12 protein-coding genes are annotated in these 21,412 nt (G+C 39.3%); 4 read left to right on the top strand and 8 right to left on the bottom strand.

Features of this window, described 5'->3' with window-relative positions:
- Window positions 1-72: 72 nt before the first annotated feature.
- From AC04Q1_RS12815 to AC04Q1_RS12800, 4 genes are all read left to right on the top strand, one after another.
- Window positions 73-1,983, top strand: coding sequence for a DEAD/DEAH box helicase (locus AC04Q1_RS12815; protein ID WP_478364995.1), 1,911 nt, complete (start codon window positions 73-75; stop codon window positions 1,981-1,983).
- A gap of 250 nt (window positions 1,984-2,233) precedes the next feature.
- On the top strand, window positions 2,234-4,075 hold the full coding sequence (locus tag AC04Q1_RS12810; protein ID WP_478364994.1) for an alpha-L-fucosidase: 1,842 nt from the start codon (window positions 2,234-2,236) through the stop codon (window positions 4,073-4,075).
- 70 nt (window positions 4,076-4,145) lie between these two features.
- The gene (gene bshC / locus AC04Q1_RS12805) at window positions 4,146-5,732 is read left to right on the top strand and encodes a bacillithiol biosynthesis cysteine-adding enzyme BshC (protein WP_478364993.1); all 1,587 of its coding nucleotides are present in this window, start codon (window positions 4,146-4,148) and stop codon (window positions 5,730-5,732) included.
- 90 nt (window positions 5,733-5,822) lie between these two features.
- Window positions 5,823-6,908: an Ldh family oxidoreductase gene (locus tag AC04Q1_RS12800; protein ID WP_478364992.1), complete on the top strand. Its 1,086-nt coding sequence runs from the start codon at window positions 5,823-5,825 to the stop codon at window positions 6,906-6,908.
- Window positions 6,909-7,053: 145 nt separating this feature from the next.
- Here AC04Q1_RS12800 and AC04Q1_RS12795 read toward each other — a convergent pair whose 3' ends face one another.
- From AC04Q1_RS12795 to AC04Q1_RS12760, 8 genes are all read right to left on the bottom strand, one after another.
- Window positions 7,054-9,726, bottom strand: a complete 2,673-nt coding sequence (locus tag AC04Q1_RS12795; protein WP_478364991.1) for a glycoside hydrolase family 3 N-terminal domain-containing protein — start codon at window positions 9,724-9,726, stop codon at window positions 7,054-7,056.
- Window positions 9,726-11,156: an alpha-L-fucosidase gene (locus tag AC04Q1_RS12790; RefSeq protein ID WP_478364990.1), complete on the bottom strand. Its 1,431-nt coding sequence runs from the start codon at window positions 11,154-11,156 to the stop codon at window positions 9,726-9,728. Before AC04Q1_RS12790 ends, AC04Q1_RS12795 begins: the two co-directional genes overlap by 1 nt.
- A gap of 50 nt (window positions 11,157-11,206) precedes the next feature.
- Window positions 11,207-12,841 (bottom strand): SusD/RagB family nutrient-binding outer membrane lipoprotein, encoded by a 1,635-nt coding sequence (locus tag AC04Q1_RS12785; protein WP_478364989.1) that lies wholly within the window; start codon window positions 12,839-12,841, stop codon window positions 11,207-11,209.
- 21 nt (window positions 12,842-12,862) lie between these two features.
- The gene (locus AC04Q1_RS12780; protein ID WP_478364988.1) at window positions 12,863-16,318 is read right to left on the bottom strand and encodes a SusC/RagA family TonB-linked outer membrane protein; all 3,456 of its coding nucleotides are present in this window, start codon (window positions 16,316-16,318) and stop codon (window positions 12,863-12,865) included.
- A gap of 122 nt (window positions 16,319-16,440) precedes the next feature.
- Window positions 16,441-17,631, bottom strand: a complete 1,191-nt coding sequence (locus AC04Q1_RS12775; RefSeq protein ID WP_478364987.1) for an ROK family transcriptional regulator — start codon at window positions 17,629-17,631, stop codon at window positions 16,441-16,443.
- An 85-nt stretch (window positions 17,632-17,716) separates the two neighbouring features.
- Window positions 17,717-19,036 carry a cytochrome c gene (locus AC04Q1_RS12770; RefSeq protein WP_478364986.1) on the bottom strand — a complete coding sequence of 440 codons (1,320 nt, stop codon included), beginning with the start codon at window positions 19,034-19,036 and terminating at the stop codon, window positions 17,717-17,719.
- Between the two features lies 1 nt (window position 19,037).
- Window positions 19,038-19,616, bottom strand: coding sequence for a redoxin domain-containing protein (locus AC04Q1_RS12765; protein WP_478364985.1), 579 nt, complete (start codon window positions 19,614-19,616; stop codon window positions 19,038-19,040).
- A gap of 59 nt (window positions 19,617-19,675) precedes the next feature.
- A complete protein-coding gene (locus AC04Q1_RS12760) occupies window positions 19,676-21,394 on the bottom strand; it encodes a SusD/RagB family nutrient-binding outer membrane lipoprotein (protein WP_478364984.1) in 1,719 nt (572 codons plus the stop codon).
- Between the last annotated feature and the right edge of the window lie 18 nt (window positions 21,395-21,412).

Raw genomic sequence — 21,412 nt, 5'->3', positions numbered from 1 at the left:
ATTTACTTGATTCTCTGTAAAATACGGATTATTAACCGTACCTTTGCGGCTCAATTAAAAATAAAAAGACGAATGACAAACCCATTTCAATTATTGGGGATAAGTGATGACGTCGTTAATGCCGTAAAGGATCTTGGATTTGAAACTCCAACACCTATTCAGGAGCAAAGTATTCCTGTACTGTTAGAAGGCACTAATGATTTTGTTGGTTTGGCCCAAACAGGAACAGGAAAAACAGCCGCATTTGGTTTGCCGCTGTTAGAACTAATCGATTTTAAAGTTAACAAACCACAGGCACTGATTTTATGCCCTACCCGTGAGTTATGCTTGCAAATCGCTAACGACCTTAAAAACTTTTCTAAAAACGTTGCTAATGCCCACGTTGTTGCCGTTTACGGTGGCGCGAACATTATGCAACAACTACGCGAAATACGCCAAGGCGTTCAGATCGTAGTGGCCACGCCCGGCCGTATGTTGGATATCATTGGCCGTAAAGCCATTGACTTCACTAACGTTAAATATGTTGTGCTTGATGAAGCTGACGAGATGTTGAACATGGGTTTCCAGGACGACATTAACGACATTTTATCAACTACACCTGATGACAAAAAAACCTGGTTATTCTCGGCTACCATGCCTGCAGAAGTTCGCCGTATAGCTAAAAACTATATGGATAACCCTGTTGAATTAACCATGGGCACAAAAAATACTGGTAACGTAAACATCGAACACGAATATTATATTGTTCGTGCACGTGATAAATACGCGGCCTTAAAACGTATTGTAGATTTTAACCCTGAAATTTTTGCGGTAGTATTTTGTAAAACCAAACTGGATACACAAGATGTTGCCGAGCATTTAATTAAAGATGGTTACAATGCTGATGCTTTACACGGCGATTTATCGCAACAACAACGTGATAAGGTAATGCAACGTTTCCGTGAGCGTAACATGCAGTTGTTAATTGCTACTGATGTTGCTGCACGTGGTATCGATGTAAACAATGTAACTCACGTAATCAATTATTCTTTACCTGATGAAATTGAAAGTTATACCCACCGTTCAGGCCGTACCGGCCGTGCTGGCAAAACCGGTATTTCGATCTGTATCATCAATTCTAAAGAACTTGGTAAAATCCGTCAGTTAGAACGCATTATTGGTAAACAATTTACCAAAGCTGAGCTTCCTACAGGATTTGACGTTTGTGAAAAACAGTTATTCTCTTTGGTACATAAAGTACACAATGTAGAAGTGAACAACGAACAGATTGATCAGTATATTCCACGTATTATGGACGAATTTGCTGATCTGTCAAAAGAAGATGTAATTAAACGTTTTGCTTCGTTAGAATTTAACCGCTTCCTGGATTACTATTCTAAAGCACCTGATTTAAATGCAGCAGTTGGCGACGACCGCGGTGCAGACAGAGGCGAAAGAGGTGCCGGACGCGGACGTGGTAGCGAAGGTTACACCCGTTTGTTTATCAACTTAGGTTCGGTAGATGAGTTTACCCGTGGCGATATGTTATCGTTTATTTGTAATAATGGTAAAATTGGTGGCAAAAGCGTTGGTAAAATCGATTTAAAAGGTGTTTTCTCTTTCTTTGAAGTGGAAGACGATGTAGCTGACAAAGTTTTTGAAGGCTTTAAATCTGTTGAGTTTAACGGTCGTCAGGTACGTATCGAAAAAAGCGGCGACGGTGGTCGTGGTGAAGGCGCAGGCGAAAGACGCGGTGGCGGCGAAAGACGTGGCGGTGGTTTTGGCGGAGAACGCAGAAGCGGCGGTGGCGGTGGTTACCGTGGCGGTGGCGACAGAAGAAGTTCTGGCGGTGGTAGCGGACGACGTGAAGGCGGAAGCGGCGGTGGCGGTTTCAGAGATTTCTCTGGACGTAGCCGTGATGACAAAGGTGGCAACACCGGAGGTCCACGCAGAGAAGGCGGAAACCGTGAAGGTGGAAGTGGTGAACGCAGAAAAAAATGGTAAATCACTAAACCAAATATATTACAGCCGTCCCGATTTTTCGGGACGGCTTTTTTTTGCAATAACATTCCGTTATTGCCGCCCATGAAGCGTTTCCTAACGGAACGGCCCATAATCCTGTGATGTCAGATGTTAGCATCTGACATATGGTCGAAATCCAGTCAGATGCTAACATCTGACTTCGCAACCTTTTTTTATTTTAGAAACAGCTATAAAAAGTTATATTTATTGTTTAGTTATACTACACAAAACCATGCGTTATTTAAAGTTTTTCATTATTTTATTTCCTCTATTTGTAGCGGGCGGACTTTCCGCTCAACAAAAAGTTTCTGATCAAAAAATGCAGTGGTTTGCCGATGCCAAACTGGGTATTTTTATCCATTGGGGTATCTATTCCGTGAATGGAATTTCTGAATCATGGTCATTTTTTAACAATTACATCAACCATGATGCTTATATGAAACAGCTTGATGGTTTTACAGCAGCAAAATATAATCCGGATGAATGGGTAAAACTGATTAAAGAAAGCGGGGCTAAATATGCAGTAATCACCACCAAACACCACGATGGTGTATCACTTTGGGACAGTAAAATGCCAAACGCGACTACAACATTAAAAAACAGTGCCGCAAAAAAAGATCTGATCACTCCATTTGTTGCAGAACTTAAAAAATCAGGCTTAAAAACAGGGTTGTATTTTTCTTTGCCCGATTGGAGTTACCCGGATTATGATGGTTTTACCCGCGACAGGAAACGTTACGATTATAAAAAGGACCCTACACGTTTTAAAAAATTCCAGAATTACTTTCAGGGGCAGTTAAATGAACTCTCGACAAAATACAATCCGGATCTTTTATGGTTCGACGGCGATTGGGAGCATAGCGGAGAAGAGTGGCAGGCCAAAAATATATTGGAAAATTTACGCAAGACAAATAAAGACATCATTGTCAACTCGCGCTTAAACGGTCATGGTGATTATGATACGCCTGAGCAAGGTGTTCCGGTAGTAAAACCAGGCTCACCAGAATGGGAACTTTGTTATACGATGAACGATTCGTGGGGTTATCAGCCTTATGATAAGCACTACAAATCATCCAACATGATTATCCGTACCCTGGTTGATTGCATCAGTATGGGCGGTAATTTATTATTGGATATTGGTCCGAAAGCCGATGGAACAATTGCTCCAGAGCAGGTTCAGATTTTAAAAGATTTAGGCCGCTGGACCAAAAAAAATAGCGAAGCGATTTACGGTACGCAAACGGGCATACCATCAAAACACTTCAACGGCAAAACGGCGCTATCCAAAGACAAAAAAACCTTATTCCTTTACCTGGATTATAAAACTGATCAGGGTGTTTTGTTATCAGGTATAAAATCAAAGATAAAAGATGTTCAGGTGGTTGGTGGCGGGCAGGTGAAATTCTTCAACATCACCGATTCTGATTATATGCTCCATATTCCTTTTACTGATTTTGATCAGGATGTAACGGTGGTAAAGGTAAGTTTTAAGGAGCCTGTTGATCTTATTGAAACCGAAAGCAGAGCGATCTCATTAAAAGATTTATTAACGGAGAATAAAAAACTGAATCTAACTTCTTATAAATTAAAGCAATTGGCTAGTAGCTTAGATAAAGGTACCAACATTTTTAAAGACAGCAATTTAGCAGCTGATGGCATGAATTTCAATGCCAATATTAAACCACTGGATCAAACGGTAAATAATTGGGTGATCAAAAACGCTGAAGCCTTATACAAAACAACAGGGGGAATTCCGGCAGGACATTACCAAGGTAATACTGTGCTTTCTGCCGATAAGCAGACCCTTTATTTATTTGTTGAAGGAACTCCAACCGGCCCTATTGCCATAAAAGGTTTGAAAAACAACATCAGCAGGATCCGGATTGTAGGCGAAGGTACGATGCTTCCTCACGAAATCTATAACAAACTGTACTGGAGCAAAATACCGGGTATTGTTTACATTCCGGTTCCAAAAGATAAACTAGATCCTGAATTAACTGTAATTGCGGTGCTCTTAGATGGTCCGGTTGATTTATACCGTGAAAAAGTTGGCGCGATAGAAAGTAATCTTTAAATTATTTGACAATTGTAAAATAGTGGTACAACTTTACGATTATCCTTAAATTGCATTACTTTCGCACATCATGCAGGCAAAATATATCTCATATCAGGAAACCGGGTCATTTTCAAAACTGGTTTTGGATTATATCAATAACGAAGAGCAACTTAAAGCTTTTTATAGTTACCGTCCTGATATGGAGGGTTTGGCCAAGGCAATTGAGAACAGAAATTTCTTAGGAAATAGAGAAACCCTGGTTAAAGTTTTACAAGATCAATACCAACACTTACAGCCCAATAAATCGGTTACCAAAAACATAGAGCTTTTGGGGGCACCAAATACCTTTACGGTAACAACAGGTCACCAATTGAATTTATTTACCGGTCCGCTCTATTTTATTTACAAAATTGTAACCACCATTAATTTAGCCATTGAGTTAAAAATGGCGCATCCCGATAAAAACTTTGTTCCGGTGTATTGGATGGCAACGGAGGATCACGATTTTGACGAGATTAACCATGTAAGTGTTGATGAAAAAAACATCAGCTGGATACAGCAAACCAATGGTGCAACCGGCAGGTTAAGTACCAAAACTGTTGCCGCAGCAGTAACCGCATATAAAGGTTATTTAGGCATCTCAAAAAATGGAAAACGGATTGCCAAACTGGTAGAACAGGCTTATTTACAACACAATAATTTAGCCGATGCCACCCGCTTTTTGGTGAATAACCTTTTCGAAAAGTATGGTTTGGTAATTGTAAATGCGGATGACGCCCAATTAAAAAAGCAATTTGGAAATATCATTACCAATGATATTATCCACCACAATAGTGCGAAGAATATCGAAGAAAGTTCAAAAAAACTCGAAGATTTAGGGTACAAAACGCAGGTAAATGGGCGGGATATTAATTTCTTTTATTTAATTGATAACCTGCGCGAGCGTTTGATTTTTGAAAAAGGCAAATATATCGTCAACCATACGGATATCAGCTTTACTGAAGAAACGCTAAAAGCTGAAATCGAATCGCACCCTGAGCGTTTTAGCCCGAATGTAGTAATGCGGCCCATGTACCAGGAAGTTATTTTACCCAACATTGCCTATATAGGTGGCGGTGCCGAAGTAGCCTATTGGATGCAGTTAAAGGCGAATTTCGATTTCTATAAGGTTGATTTTCCTGTTTTACTGTTACGTAACTCCGCAATATTGATCGATAAACGCAGTGCCCAGAACTTATACCATTTAGGTTTTTCTTTAGAAGATATTTTCTTACCTGTTGAAGAATTAAAAAATATCTGGGTAAAGCGAAATACAAGCGCGCAATTGAGTTTGGCTGACGAAACAAGAGCGATTAACAGTATTTTCGATCAGATTAAGCTCAATGCCTATAAAATTGACAAAACACTTTCTGTTTCTACGGATACGGCAAAACAAAGAACCAATCATTTATTGGCTAACCTGGAAAAGAAACTGTTCCGCGCAGAAAAGCGCAAACACGAAACGGCATTGCTGCAAATTGAGCATGTAAAGAAAAGACTTTTTCCTAACGGGACACTGCAGGAAAGAATATTGAATATTGCGCCTATGTATGTAAATTATGGGGAAGATTTTCTTTCTTCCTGTATAGAAAATTTTGAACCATTGGGCGGTGATTTTACTGTTTTATTACCGTAATTTATTTTTAGATTCGTCATGCTGAACTTGTTTCAGCATCTATCAAGGAAGACCCTGAAATAAATTCAGGGTGACGACAAATAGTATACTATGAACTTCATCACCTTTACCGAAACCAACCTTCGTACTTTTACTTATAGCGTTTTTAAAAAAATGGGCTGTTCTGATGCGCATGCTGATTTGGCAACCGATGTATTGGTCCGCTCAGATTTACGGGGTATTGATTCGCATGGTGTTGCCCGCTTAAGCGGTTATGTACGTCTTTGGGAAAAGAAAAGAATCAATGCTACGCCTGATATTAAAATTGTACATGAAACACCAACCACAGCAACGGTTGATGGTGATGCAGGTTTAGGTTTAGTGGTTGCCCCTTTCGCCATGAAGGTGGCGATTGAAAAAGCAGAAAAATATGGTAGCGGATGGGTATCGGTTAAAAACTCCAATCATTTTGGTATTGCGGGTTATCATGCGTTGATGGCAGTGGAAAAAGATATGATCGGTATCAGTATGACAAATGCAAGTCCGCTGGTGGCCCCTACCTATGCCAACGAACGTTTATTGGGCACCAACCCAATGTGTTATGCTTTCCCGGCAGGGAAATATCCGCCCGTAATTGTAGACATGGCCACGGCAGCCGCAGCGAACGGAAAATTAGAAATTGCCCAGCGCGCCAATAAAAGCATTCCGGATGGCTGGGTTCAAGATAAAAACGGCGAAAACTCTACTGATCCCAACGAATTAAAAAACGGTGGCTCACTTTTACCTTTAGGTAGCGATAAAGATCATGGCAGTCATAAAGGCTATGGTTTGAGTGCAACAGTTGATATTTTATCAGCGGTGCTCTCTGGCGCTAATTATGGCCCTTGGGTACCTCCATTTGTGGCTTTCCTCGAACCCTCAGCAAATCCTGTTGGCGAAGGGTTAGGTCACTTTTTAGGCGCTATGCGCGTAGATGGTTTCAGACCAGCCGAAGACTTCAAGAGCCACTTAGATAATTGGGTAGAACGCTTTAAAAGTGCCAAAACAATTGATCCTGATAAAAAGGTCATCATCCCTGGAGAGCCCGAGCATGAATTTGAACAGGAAAGAAAGATGAGTGGTATCCCGATAATTGATGTGGTGGTACAGGATCTGAATGAGCTGGCTGTAAAATTGGGTTTGGAAGAATTGAAGTAGATTTGTGGTTAACCGGTTAACTGTGGGATTCCCTCCATTACATGTTTCGTGGAAAACACTGGTTTATAAAAAGCCGCAGATTTAACCAGAATCTGCGGCAACTATTACTTGATATGGTTTATACCCAACCATAGGGGGTGTCTTTTTAAGGCTTAACGGTTAAGTTCTCTTTTAAATAAAGCGTCTTGCTTGATGAGCCGATCATGATCCGATATTCTCCTGGAACCACTCCCCAAACATTATTGATATCAAGTGTTTGAAGTACACCTTTATCCACTTTGAAAGAAATTACCTTGGTTTCTCCTGCTTTTAAATAAATTCTTTGGAAGGCCCTTAAGGCGAGAACAGGCTGTGCCAGTTTGCTCAACAGTGGTCTCATGTACAACTGTACCACTTCCTCACCATCATCATTGCCCGTATTTTTAAGCTCGAAATTTACAGTAGCTGTTTCCTTTTTAGCGATACTTTTGCGGCTAAACTTTAAATTGCTATACGAGAAACTGGTATAACTTAACCCATAACCAAAGGGAAAAAGCGGTTCTCCACTTAAATTATTATAATCATCGCCCCTTCCTGTAGGTTTATGGTTGTAAACCAGGGGCAGCTGGGATTCATCAATAGGATAAGTAATCGGGAGTTTTCCCGATGGATTTACTTTTCCGAGCAATACATCTGCAACAGCACTGCCACCTGCTTCACCCGGGTACCATACATTTAAAACCCCACTCACTTTATTTAACCAGGGCTTCATATTGATGGCACTCCCCCCTGTTAATACCACAACAACAGGTGTCCCTGTTTTTGAAAGTTCTTCGAGTAACAATTCCTGATTACCGGGTAAGGTTAACATTGCCCGATCTAAAAACTCTCCTTCTTTTATGCCCGCAACGAATACCACTACATCATTATTTTTAGCAGCCTTTACCGCATCAACGATTTCGTTCGATGGCCCGTTACCATAATCCCAGATCAGTTTGATCCTGCCATTGCCTTTAGCTTCGAAGAACTCGACTTTAATGGAATAATCTTTATTTTTTTCAAAATGAAACGGAATTGTTTTGGTACTGAAAGATCTTTTATCCCAATTATCGATGATTACATGGCCATCCAGGTATAACCGGTAACCGTCATTTCCTTCCAATCCGATATTCACCTCTGTATTTTGAGGTACTTTAAGCGTACCCTCCCACCTTACCGAATAATCATCTAACTGGAGCTTTTCATCTGGTGGGTACAAGGTCCAGCTGAAATTGATAGTCTTATCGTTTACTTCCTTTATCGGCTTGCCTGAGAAATTAAGTCCTTTATAGTACATTCCAGCTAACCCTGATTTTTGATTTATAGAAAGAAACTGACTATCGATTGGAATATAGGCATGAAGCTCCCTGCTGCTACCTTTTAAATAACTGATCTCCGTTTCATTGGATACTGCATTTTTTAAACCTTCCAATATATTGATCTTATTATTTCCGGTACCGCTATAACCGCCCAATCGGCCTTCAATTGCATCTTCACCTAGTACTAAGATCCGTTTTGCATTTTTTAGGGGAAGAACATGGTTATCATTTTTAAGCAGCACAAAAGATTTTAATGCAGCTTCTTTAGCCAGGTGGTGGTGGGTTTGATCGGTTAACATCTTTTCGGCAACACGCTCGTCTACATAAGGGTGTTCAAACAATCCCAGCTCAAATTTAGCCCGCAGCACTCTCGCAAGTGCATCATCAATCCTCGATTTTGGAATGCTGCCATCCAAAAATGCAGGCAAGAAAAGTTTATAGTGATTATAATCTACCTGAAAAATAACATCAAGGCCAGCATTAATCGATTGCGCAGTGGCATCTTTATAATCTTTAGCTGTAAAGTGTAATACGTTGGCTCCGCCCACTGCACCGGCATCAGAAATCACGAAACCTTTAAATCCCCATTCCGTTTTTAATTTGGTGGTAAGCAACCATTTGTTTGAAGTTGCCGGTGTACCAAAAACGCTGTTATAGGAGGTCATTAATGAGCGGATACCTACATTTTTAACACCATCCTTAAAAGCAGGAAAGTGGATTTCTTCCAGATAATGTTTATCCAGTTCTATCGGATAGCTATCACGGCCACCATCGCCTACATTAGCGACAAAATGTTTCGGGGTAACAATGATATTCTGCCTTTCTATGGCATTCATAAAAGCACGACCCATTATTGTGGTGAGATATGGATCTTCCCCATAGGTTTCTTCTACCCTGCCCCACCTTACATCTGTAGCCATATTGATCACTGGAGCTAAAAGATCCCTCAGGCCACGTGCGCTGGCCTCGGCAGCAATAACTGTACCTACTTTGGCCACCAGAGTGGTATCGAAACTCGCCGCCAAACCAATTGACTGTGGAAAAGCGGTGGCCCCTTGCCGAACCAAACCGTGTAAAGCCTCATCAAAGGCAATCATGGGAATACCCAAACGGGTTTTCTCAACGAAATATTTTTGAATTTTGTTGATCTTTTTAGCCAGGGATAGTCCATCTTCAGAGGTATTGTAGCTTAACATCTGTTGCGCATTGCCACTGCCCTGTGCGGCGGCACTCACTTGCAGACCAAAAATCCCCTGCTTAAATTGATTCTGGTTTGCTTCGGTCACATCACCGGGAATCATGAACAACTGCCAGAATTTTTCTTCTGCCGTCATTCTCGAAATCAGGTCCTTTACCCTTAAATCGACACTTAATTTTGGATTTTTATAAGGTAATACCTGCACCTTTTTAACTTGCGCACAAAGACCGCAAGAAACAAATAGTGCAGGTAATAAGTAGAGGTATTTGATCTGTTTCAGCATTATTGATTGGTTTCAGGCACGAAAGAAAAAGTCAAGGCTATTTTCTCGTCAGTTTTAGGGAAATCAAAGTATACCTTACCATCTTTGGATTTCCATTTAACTTTTTGTCCCGTGCTTAAAATAGTAATTAGCGTTCCTTTTTTAGGCAAGCTTCCCTGCCATGAAATTTCTTTAACCGGAGCATTGTTTAGTAAAGTAATCCCGTATATCGTTTTGCCATCTTTACTCTGGGTAAACCAGTTTTGTCCGTCATGGTAGTTTTTGGTAATTCTTGTTCCATAGATGGCAGTGCCATTTTTACCGGTCCATTTACCAATATCTTCCAATTTTGCAACTACCTCATCGGGTAAAGTTCCATCAGCCTTAGGCCCAACGCCTAACAGTAAACTTCCACCTTTGGCCACGATTTCTACCAGTTTATGCACCACTTCAGCGGCAGATTTATATCTATCGCTGGCTACAAATCCCCAGGCCCCGCCTAAAGTCATACAGCTTTCCCAGGGATAATCCAATTGTTTTTCAGGGATTTTCTGCTCTGGGGTCTGGTAGTTTTCGAACTGACCATGAACCGTTCTGTCCACCACAATTAAACCCGGTTGTGCTTTTCTGGCATCAGCGGCAATTTTAGGCATATCAATATCCTGACTCCACTCCGGAATGGGTGCTCCCCACGAAAGCACTTCCTGGTTTACGCTCGCCCGTGGACGCACCCAGCCGCCATCTAACCATAAAATATCGATGCTGCCATAGTTGTTCATCAGCTCACCAATCTGGTTTTGGGTAAAGCTTTTAAACATATTCCAGCGCCATGGGTTCTTTCTGATGTCGTAATTGTTATTTCTGTTTGCTGTGGCATATTTATCCCACCAATAATATTGCGAATGCCAATCGGGTTTAGAAAAATAAGCACCGATCATAAAGTTCTCCTTACGGAAAGCATCGAATACATATTTGGCTACGTCCTTTTTCGCATTAGCAGAAAAAGGACCTTTAGCAATGCTAAAGTCAGATTGTTTGGTATCGAACATGGCAAAACCATCGTGGTGCTTGGTGGTAAACACCAGGTATTTCATTCCAGCATCTTTACCTGCTTTGGCCCATTGTTCAGGATTGAATTTGGTTGGATTAAATTTTGCGCTAAAACCCCAGTACCACTTCTTGTAATCTTCGTATTTAATGGTACTATCTCTTTCGATCCAGTCTTCAGAGCAGATCGACCAGGATTCGATAATACCAGGAACAGCATAAAGCCCCCAATGGATGATCATACCAAATTTTTTATCCTGCCAGGTATCGAGTTTCTTTTTAACGGCATCATCTTTAGGCCATTCGTAAATCTCCGATTGGGGCATGATGTCGTTTTGTTGAGCGAACGCTACAGCAGAAAAGCATAACAACAAAAAAAGTGAGCTAAAGTACTTCTTATTCATTTTGAGTAATTAAGAATCCCAGCACTCAACATGCTGGGATTGATCATAAATTATGGCATCCAATAAACCTTTTTGGCAATTTGAACATTCGCATCTACATTACCGCCAATGGCAGTTAAGTTTGCCAGATTATTGGTTTTTTCATCATCAGGATAAGGCAATCTATTGTAAGTTGTAGGTGCATAAGTCGCATCTTTAGGCGTTATACCGGTACGGCGGACCGTGCACCAGGTTTCTACGGCATTAAACATACTTGCCAACCATGATTGGGTAATTATTTTTTTATAATTTCCAGCCACATCACCTGTGGTAAACTTTACTGCCGGATTATTGGTAAAAACATCAATCTGTGCCTGGGTTATTGGCCCAGGTTTTGAAGCAGTTGGCCAAATGGTAGTTGTATTGCTATTTACAGTAGTATACCAAAAATTTACTGATGCCCTCATCCCCAAATTATACTCTGTTTCTGCTAAAGCCTGATTTGCAGCAACGCCTATACCCTGATTATAAATTTCGGCCTTTAAGAAATGTACATCTGCCTCAGAGATAATCACATAAGGAAAGCTCTGAAAATCGCGAACGAGGTAATAATTAAACGATGCGAATTTATTATCAGGATCAGCACCTGGAGCCATTGGGGCATTGGCTGATGTATTTGGATATGGTGTACCACCGTCTGATACAGATCCATTTTGCGGTTGTGGCACCCATTTACCGGCATTATTCGGCATAAACCATACTTTGTAACGCGGATCAAAGAAACCTGATCCATCATCAGCATTAGTAGATGACATTTTAGCAAAAACGTTTGAACTCATCCTAATATTTGAAACAGAAAGTTCCCGAAATGCATACCAATAGCGATCGCCATAATCTGGAGAATTTGGTATCACTATTAACGGAAAACTACCAAAATTACTTTTGTATAAAGCCGTAAGATCTTGATTGTCAGGTAATGGATAAGTAGATGGATTACCTAAAATTTCTGCAATGATAGCCTTGGCCTTGGTTTGCAAATTGGTTTTACTTAAACGAACAGCATAACGCAATCTTAACGCGTTTCCAAATTTTTTCCAGGCAACAAAATCGTTGGCTAAAAAAGACTCATATGTGCCTATAGAACTTTGGTTTGGACCGCCAACACCTTCAACAGCAGCTTTTAGATCATCTAATACATTATTATAAACATTTTCTTCTTTATCATACTTCGGTTGGTAGTTTGCCGAACCTTCTGTAGCAATGGCCGCCTGACTGTAGGGTATATCACCATAACGATCTAACATTGATAAAGTTTTTTGGCTGATCAGAATAGTAGCCATGTACTTTACATCATTGTAAATACTTGGGTTTGGAGAGGCATTTACAAGCTTTAACAGTTGTTTATAATCTGCCAGGTCCTGGTAATAATTACTCCAAAAAGCAGTAATATAATTAATGTATGGCAAGTTTTTATTCTGAACGCCCTGTTGATTGGTAATCGGCATAAACAAACCAGCATAGATCGTATAATCTTCGTCTGTTGCGCGTTTGGCCAGATTATTAAAAAAACCTGCAGGTGTTGCCGTAGAAACGGTTGCATCTTTATAGGGCTTGTTTAATTCTTCGAAACCTTTTTTACAGGATACCACACCAAAGATTAGCGATAGGCCAAGTATAGTATGGATTACTTTATGTTGAATTTTCATATCATTAAATGCTTTAAGTGATTAAAATGAAGACCGTATAGTAAAACCAAATGATCTTGTTTTGGGCAGAGATCCATATTCTATACCTTGCATGTTACCGATACCATTTACCCCTTCTGGATTTAAGCCTTTAGGTATAGTAGTAAAGATGTAAAACAGATCTCGTCCAACCAACGAAAGCGACAGATTTTGAATAAACTTTGTTTTTTGGAGTAATGTAGCTGGAACCTGGTAGGTTAATGCCACTTCTCTTAATTTCATCCAGGAGTTTTTAAACACCGATGCCGATCGCGGTGCACCAAGGTGGTTCCAGGCAGAAAAAGTACCCTGATAATACCATTGGTAATTTACCACATCGTTGTTTGGAGTAGCACTTGTTACATTGCCCTGAGCATCTCGTGTAACAAAAACACCTCCAAAATTAACCCCAGTATTCGAAGTAGTTCCGTCAGGATAAACCAAAGGTAAACCCCCACCATCACGTTCTTTTAAGGTTTCTACTAAGTTTCCGCTGCCCATACCTGCAGCATAAGAGCCAAAAAATGTATCTCCACCAATTTTTGCATCAGCCAATATGTATAACGAAAATGCCTTGTACTTAAAGGTGTTGGTAATCCCACCTGTTAATATTGGTTGAGAATTACCAATTGGTACCTCATTGGCTGTTTTTACCCACTGCGTACCTGCATAATAGGTTTTGCCATTCACAGTATATTGCAATGGCAGTCCATCAGTTCCTTCGGCACGCATTACTATCTTTTCGCCATTGTAGTAGGTAAAATCCCTTCCGTATAAGGTACCATAGTAGTCGCCAACTTTAACACGTTGTGAAATACCGTTGCCTCCAAAAAAAGTACCTAAGGTTAAAGTTTCAATTCCATCCTGTAGTGCTAGAACTTTAGTTCTAGCATGCGCTCCGCTTATAGATACATCCCAACTAAAATCTCTCGTTTTAATTGGAGAACCACTTATTATGAATTCAAAACCAGTATTACCTAACGAACCTGTATTAATTTTAACATTATTAAAACCTGATGATAAGGCCAAAGGATTATCCAAAATCTGGTTAAAGCTTTTCATGGTATAACCTGTTAAATCTATATTTAACCTGTTTTTAAATAAACCTAAATTGATACCCGCTTCAAACGATCTACTTTTTTGTGGTTTTACACCCTCAAATTTCAATGTACCAGGTAAGCTTTGTGCTTGCTGGCCATTGTTTGTGGTTACATCCAATAGATTAAAAATGGAATATGGGTCAGTATCTGATCCTGTTTCTGCATAAGAAAGTTTCAACTTTCCAAAACTTAGCCATGGTAAACTGGTCTGTAAACCTTTGATCCCATCGGTAAATACATAACTTAAATTAGTGGCTGGGTAGAAATAAGAGTTAGAGCCATTTGCCAAAGTACTCGACCAATCGTTACGCGCTGTAGCCTCTAAAAAAAGATAATTTTTGTAAGAAAGGTTTAAAAAACTATATGCAGAATTAATCTTTTTGGCATATTTTGTTTCCTCTGGCTGTGGAACTGGGTTTGAACCATTATTTAAAGCAAAAACAAATGGTTTTACAAGGCTTCCATCAGTTCTGTTACTCGAAACATAGTCGTTGCGGTAATAACTTTCTACCCCAGCCGTTAAGCTCGCATTAATCTCTTTGCCAAAAAGATTATCTTTGTGTAAACGGGCAAAAGCCTGTAGGTTTGTTGATAAATTTTTGGCTTGTGCCAACTTATAAGCCCCATTTGCCTGCCCTAAAACATCTGTTGGATAGTTTTTTACAGTAGTTACATCATTCGAGTTATCTACCCCTCCTTGTGCCGTTACATTTAGGAAATCGGTTAAATCAGCCATTACCTTCATTCCGCCGGTAAGTCCGTTCCGATTAAAAAGTGTGTTATTGTTGTTAATATTCCAATATTGGTTTGCTAAATAACTTCCGCTGTAGGGATAGGCAGGTGAACCTGCAGGGAAATTACTTGGTGTAAGTACATCCTTACGTGAATTATTAGGGCCATAAGTATTATCAAAATCTACATAAGGATTATAATCTCTTGGCATAGAATAGATTACCCCGCCTAAGTAGCCAGAACCAACAGCAGGGGCATTTAAACGCGTGAAGTTCACATAGCTAGCCGTAACCTCTGCACTCAGTTTTTTCGATACTTTAAGTGTAGAGCCTAAGTTAAAAACGTTTGATTGGATATTGCTATTTAAAATATTGGCTTTGGTGTCATTTCGGGTATAGGAGATACGCCCAGTAGCATTATCATTTCCTCCGGAAACAGCAACATTATGACTTACTACAGAACCGTCAGGGAAAAAAGCTTTCCAGTTATCCGGCTGGGCCGAATAAGGCCTTAAAACCCCATCATAGTTCAATATCGGTAGATTATCAAATCTAGGCCCCCAGGATTGACTACCAGGATAACTGAAATAGGCATCAGTTGCTTTACCATTTGGATAAGGAACCGTACCGAAAGAGTTACTTAAATATTCTCCCGCCGAAGTATAATTATTTCCGATCTGATAACGTTGGCCAGCACCATTAACCGGGAACATTTTGCTATTATCTGCAGTAAGCATTGAGGCTACACCGCCCTGGCCATATTCATTTTGAAAATTCTGGAGTTCGTAAGGATCTGTATGTCGATACGAGTAATTGTAATCAATGCCAAGCCCAGGCCGGTTGCTGCCTTTCTTCCTTGTAATTAAAATAACGCCATTACCTCCTCTTGCTCCATATAATGCAGCAGCAGCAGGACCTTTTAATACCGTAATGCTTTCTATATCATCCTGGTTGATGAAATTCATTCCAGTACCCCAGTCATTATTTGATGAAACATCGGCACCAGTATTACCGGCAACAGACGAGGTATTGTTACCATTCACATTGGCTGGGTCGTTATTAATCGCTACACCATCCACAATAATTAAAGCCCTGTTATCACCTGTTAACGAGGTATTCCCGCGCACTACAATCCTTGACGAGCCCCCTTCTACGCCACCGCCCGATTGTGAAATCTGTAAACCTGCTACCTTACCCATTAAACCCTGGGCAATAGTAGGCGCCTGGCCAATAGTTAAATCTTTGCCCGCTACTTCCTGTGTGGAGTAACCCAAAGCTCTTTTTTCTTTCTTAATACCAAAAGCAGTGGTAACCTGAACCTCGTCCAAACTATTAGTAGATGATTCCAGTTTAACATTTATTGTTGAAGATGCTCCTACTGTAATTTCTTTCGAAATATATCCAACAGACTTGAAAATAAGGATATTTCCATCGGCAGCTGAAATAGAGAATTTACCACTCCCATCCGTTTGAGTGGCTTTTGTTGTTCCCTTAATGGAGACACTTACACCTGGCAGAGGACCAGATGCTTCCACTACTGTACCAGTAATGGTTTTTTGTGCAAAAGCGGTTATTGTTAAAAAACTCAACAAAAACACACTTAAACACTTTAAGTACATTTTTTTCATAATTGTTTAGGTTTAGATTAGTTAAAGGTGGTTCTTAATGTGGTTCAATAGCTGTCCTTTATTTCCTCATATATTGCTTGTATTGGTTAAAATTTATTCTATAATTCGTTATTTAAGTTTCGCTATTCGAATAAGCTGTTTTCTACCATCAAACTTGCAGCGGCCAACAATTCGGCCTCATCAGTTAATGTAGATAATTTGATAGTAGTTTGTTCGGCTATTCTAGGTATACAAAACTCATTAATTGCCTGTTGAATGGCGGGCATTAGCATTTTACCAGCTTTTGCACCTCTCCCACTAAGTACAATGCACTCAGGATTCAAAATATGTATTAAAGTAGACAGACCTTTCCCGAGCTGAAAAGCCGCTTTTGATAAAATAGAAATTGCCAAGGGATCTTGGGCAATAACGGCATCTAAAAAGTGGTCTCTTGTTTGTTTGCTTTTATCTTTAAACAACTCTTTCATGCTCGACTCAACACCATCTATAATGGCTTTCTCTGCCTTCTCTGCCATAACCACTAAGGAGGTATCGACTTCTAAACAGCCCCTTTTACCACATGAACACAGGTTATTACTATCGGATAATGGGATATGACTGAACTCTCCGGCATATCCACTGCTCCCTCTATAAAGCTGACCGTTTACTATCATCCCTAAACCAGTACCCCATCCAATATTCACAACCATTACATCTTTTAACCCGATCGCTTTACCGAAATTCAGTTCGGCCAAGGCGATTAAACTGGAGTCGTTATCTAAAGAAACAGGAAGTGCAGTTCCTTTAGAAAGATATTCACGAAGTGTTGAACCGTCTTTTACGAAAAGATAAGAAGAATTGATTCCCAGATCTGAGTTTACAAAACCAGGCATTCCGATGCCAATGCCTATAATATCATTGATGTTGAGCTTTGATTTTTTGATACTAGCGTTAATAAACTTGATTAACAGGTCTACATCATCAAGAGATTGCGACATTTCAAGCTCAAGGTATTGCATTGGCAATACCACTTTCCTCGATAAATCGTAAATGGTTAGCCGCGTAATCAGCTGATCCATGGCTACAGCAACAATGTATTTGTTATGGTTAGGATTAAGCAGGTACATTGATGCCCTTCTCCCACCTGTAGATGGAGCAAGGCCCTGCTCTATGATGTAACCTTCATTAATTAAATTATTTACTATGGATGTAACCAATGGCAAGCTTTTTTTAGTTAGCTTGCTCAAATCAGTAAGTGATAGCGATTTCTTATAATAAAGATATTTAATAATATCAGCTCTGAGACGCTGACTCTTCTCAATTATAACAGACATGTAAGTAGGATTTAAACAAACTTAATAAAAAAAAATAAAACTTTACAAATCTTTTTAAAAATATTAAAAAGATTTGTAAAGTTTTTTATTCTTTGGAATCGAGGACTTTATCCTCATCCCCATCTTCATATTTTAAGAATACCAAAAGCATTGTAAGCATCTCGTCAGTTGATTTCATATCATTTGCAGAAAATACCATTTTTGGTGGGCTATTAGGATTATTTGGATTGTTTTTTGTATTATCATAAGTACCTTCAATAGTGAGGACGGATCCTTTAGGAACTTTAACCAATTTTTTAAATCTGTAAATTTCTTGCCATCTAAAGTCCCAGGAAGGAATAGATATCAGCTTAATAGTATCACCGGCAGCAGTAACAGCATACGACTTAAAATCTTTGCCTAAAAGGTGCATATGTGGCCAAATATATAACAAGGACTGATCTTGCGGCGTTAAAATTTTAAGGTTAAATTTCTTTACCGAATCGGCTTGGATCATAAAGTAAGGGTCTATGGAACTCTCTCCTACACCACCAGAACCTAAACTAACTACATTTACAACACGTTTAATTGGTGAATCTTTAAAGAAGAAATTTATACCCGAAATATCTTCTTCAGGTTTGGCAACTGGGGCATAATGTATGGTGAGCAAAATAACCCCACGTTTTGGCATCACCCACCCTAAATCAGCAGGATACGACTCATACGAAGTACCTGGGATCCAGCCTCCATAATAGGTCATTTCTTTTTTAAAAGGGAGGTATTGATCGTAATTAATTCTCGATTCGTCTGTTAAATTGACAAAATCAGCAGCTTGTTTAATATCAATGTTATCAGGAACTGGATGTATGGCAAAATTAGCGTGATGGATAATTTTCTTATTGGTTGAAATAAATTCTATCGCCGCTACATTTTTAGCTGAAGCCATTTCAAAGGGAATCTTAAAAACAATAAACCGTTCTTCATTATCTCCCTTCACCTCAAACGCCTTGTTAACTTTCAGGATCATATCAGGTTTTCTTGCATACTGAGTACCCGAAATAAATTGATTGTCGAACGGCCCTTTCTTTTTATCCACTCCTTCTGGAGCTTTATTGTCTATCCAGCTAATAATCGTTTTCTTTTCCTGATTGGTTAAAGATCGATCATTTGCAAACATGCGGTAATGGTTATCGGGTTTCCATGGCGGCATAAATCCCGATTCAACAACATCTCTGATAAATGAAACTCTTTTAGCAACATCATCATAGCTTAATAATGAAAAAGGCCCTGCTTCGCCCGGGCGGTGACAAGGTGCACATTTAGCACGGATTATCGGAGCAATATGTTCGTAATAGGTAATTTTTTGTGCATAGGAATTTCCAAAAGCGCAAAAAAGTACAAGAATAATAAAGAGTTTATTAAACATATTAAAGATCATTGATAAGACAGCCCAATGGTGTCGTCTCTACATATTTATAGGTTTCTGTATTTATTCCATGAAGTGCATCATCCAAATAATGATCGGTGATAACTTTCCTTTTCACCCCTAATTTTGCCTGCCAGTTATCAATCAGGCCTCGATATCTCACATTGCCATTTTGATCTATCACAACTGTTTCTGGTGTAACTTTAGCATTCAGGATTTTTGTAAAGGTTTTATCCTTATCTAGATAAATATCGAAGCCAGCATTGTAATTTTCAGCAAATTGCTTTATGTCTTCTAGCGTATAACTTTTCCCCGGCACAATCCCAATAATATTTACTTGGGGATACTTTTTACATAAATCATTTAATACCAGCATATAATTTCTGCAAAGTGGACACTCCGGGGAAATAAATACAAATGCAGTATTCTTTTTCAGTGCGACTTTTGTTTTACTTTTAACATTAATCAGATTACTGGCATCAATTTGTGCCCAAAGTATTTTTTTCGGCAGGATACCTTGACCAAGTACCTTCGTAAATGGAAAAAGAAACATTAATCCAATGGCTACAACTAATTTCATAATACAAAAAGAACTCCTAAATTACATCAGGAGTTCTATTAATTTATATAAAGATATTTTTATTTTTTATCCCACCAAACTCTGCCTGTAATATCGCTTGGCCCTTGACCGAAATCAGGGTCGGCCTGCATTATTTTGTAAGCATCAACAATATTCTGATAGTTGAGATTGGTAACCGAAGGGAAAGCCAGGCTTGCTCTTCTTGGAATAATTTGTTCTGTACCACTGGCTATAATTTTTTCGAGTTTTAACACAGTAGTTGAATTTGGCATTCCAGTTCTTTTATACAATGCCCAAGCTTCGGTAGGTTGTTTAAAGAAGTTTAAATAGGCTTGACCAATAATTTGATCCAATCCTTTCGCTGCATTGTATTTAATATCAGCTTTAGCCATATAATCAGCAGTTTCGTTAGCCGTTAAAGCCACATAGCTTAATACGTTATATCTATCCACAATTTGCGCTTTATTTGCTAAGTCATCATAAAAAGCAATTGAAGCGCTCACACCTTTATTGTACCACTCTTCGGCAGATTCAGTTGTTACAGTTCTTGCTGCTAGCTCAGCTCTCATGAAACAAACGTCAGCATAAGTAATCAAAGGAAATGCATTTATCCCTTTTCCACCATTCTCTCCTGCAGCCCATAATCTTGGTTGAATTAATGATAGAGAGTCCATAGCCTGATTTGCTGTTTGCCCATTTGCGTTTGCAACTGAAATCGTAATATTGTCAAAGAAATTTGCAAAGGCCGGAGCAGCAGAAACATCAGGACTTGTTGGCACCCCATAAAATCTTCTAGTGTCGTAAACTGCTGAAGCAGCTATTTTATTTTGGGTTTTTGCTGCATCAAAATTAGTTTGTGAAAAAGTATTTTGCTGATAGAAGAATCTAATTCTAGGATCGCTATTGGTATACATAAAATCTACCACTGGTTTTGGGGCCCTTAAACCTGCTGCAGACCAATCGCCTCCATCAGCATAAGTTGCATTAGCTTTAAAAACCCAGCTATCAGCAGCACTATTAATTAAGCCTCCTGGTGCAGCTAAAATTTCAAGGACTTTGGTTTTCATTTTCACTGGATCTCTTTTCATTAATCGCATTGCTATACGCAAACGTGTTGAGTTCGCAACTTTTATCCAGTTAGCTACATTTCCTTGATAAAAAAGATCGTTAGCGCCTAACGAAGTTTGTGCTACAGATTGAGTCGTATTCAAAATTGCTACGGATTTTTTTAACTGGGCATCTAGCAATTCAAACAAAACTTCTTGAGTATCATATTTTGGTGCTTCTGTACCTCCGTATCTTACTCTAAAAGCATCTGTATATGGCAAACTTCCATTTACATCTGATACGTAAAAAGCATAATAAGCTTTCACAATATGTGCAATTTCAACCTGATAAATCCTTTTGGCCTGCTCATCTGTTGAGAGTCCTTTTACGAGTTCTTCCATGTCGGTTAGATTACCACCAACCTTCGGATAGAAATTATTATACCTTACATTTCTAAAACTTGCCGCATCAGAAATAAAAGTTACACTATTTCCGTTTAAAGCAGTTAACATCTGCATCCATGGCATAATAGCTCTAAAGTTGTCATAATAAGCTTCAAAACGATCACCGTGCATATTGATTACCGAGTTCATGAACTGTTGCTCAGGTGTTATTTTATCGATAATAGCGGGGTTTGTATTCAATTCAACAAACTTCTCCTTTTTACACGATGATATGCAAATCCCGAATAATGTAGTTAGCATTAGGATTATTGTATTTGTCTTTTTCATTTTTAATTTCTTTAACTG

The organism is Pedobacter humicola, from assembly GCF_056490705.1.
The sequence above is the reverse complement of the archived record's forward strand: the minus strand, read 5'-3'. Positions and strand labels throughout refer to the sequence as shown.

Bases quoted from the DNA above. Each gene is read 5' to 3' on its own strand.
- AC04Q1_RS12815 (WP_478364995.1), top strand. From the start codon at position 73: ATGACAAACCCATTTCAATTATTGGGGATAAGTGATGACGTCGTTAAT.
- AC04Q1_RS12810 (WP_478364994.1), top strand. From the start codon at position 2,234: ATGCGTTATTTAAAGTTTTTCATTATTTTATTTCCTCTATTTGTAGCG.
- bshC (WP_478364993.1), top strand. From the start codon at position 4,146: ATGCAGGCAAAATATATCTCATATCAGGAAACCGGGTCATTTTCAAAA.
- AC04Q1_RS12800 (WP_478364992.1), top strand. From the start codon at position 5,823: ATGAACTTCATCACCTTTACCGAAACCAACCTTCGTACTTTTACTTAT.
- AC04Q1_RS12795 (WP_478364991.1), bottom strand. From the start codon at position 9,726: ATGCTGAAACAGATCAAATACCTCTACTTATTACCTGCACTATTTGTT.
- AC04Q1_RS12790 (WP_478364990.1), bottom strand. From the start codon at position 11,156: ATGAATAAGAAGTACTTTAGCTCACTTTTTTTGTTGTTATGCTTTTCT.
- AC04Q1_RS12785 (WP_478364989.1), bottom strand. From the start codon at position 12,841: ATGAAAATTCAACATAAAGTAATCCATACTATACTTGGCCTATCGCTA.
- AC04Q1_RS12780 (WP_478364988.1), bottom strand. From the start codon at position 16,318: ATGAAAAAAATGTACTTAAAGTGTTTAAGTGTGTTTTTGTTGAGTTTT.
- AC04Q1_RS12775 (WP_478364987.1), bottom strand. From the start codon at position 17,631: ATGTCTGTTATAATTGAGAAGAGTCAGCGTCTCAGAGCTGATATTATT.
- AC04Q1_RS12770 (WP_478364986.1), bottom strand. From the start codon at position 19,036: ATGTTTAATAAACTCTTTATTATTCTTGTACTTTTTTGCGCTTTTGGA.
- AC04Q1_RS12765 (WP_478364985.1), bottom strand. From the start codon at position 19,616: ATGAAATTAGTTGTAGCCATTGGATTAATGTTTCTTTTTCCATTTACG.
- AC04Q1_RS12760 (WP_478364984.1), bottom strand. From the start codon at position 21,394: ATGAAAAAGACAAATACAATAATCCTAATGCTAACTACATTATTCGGG.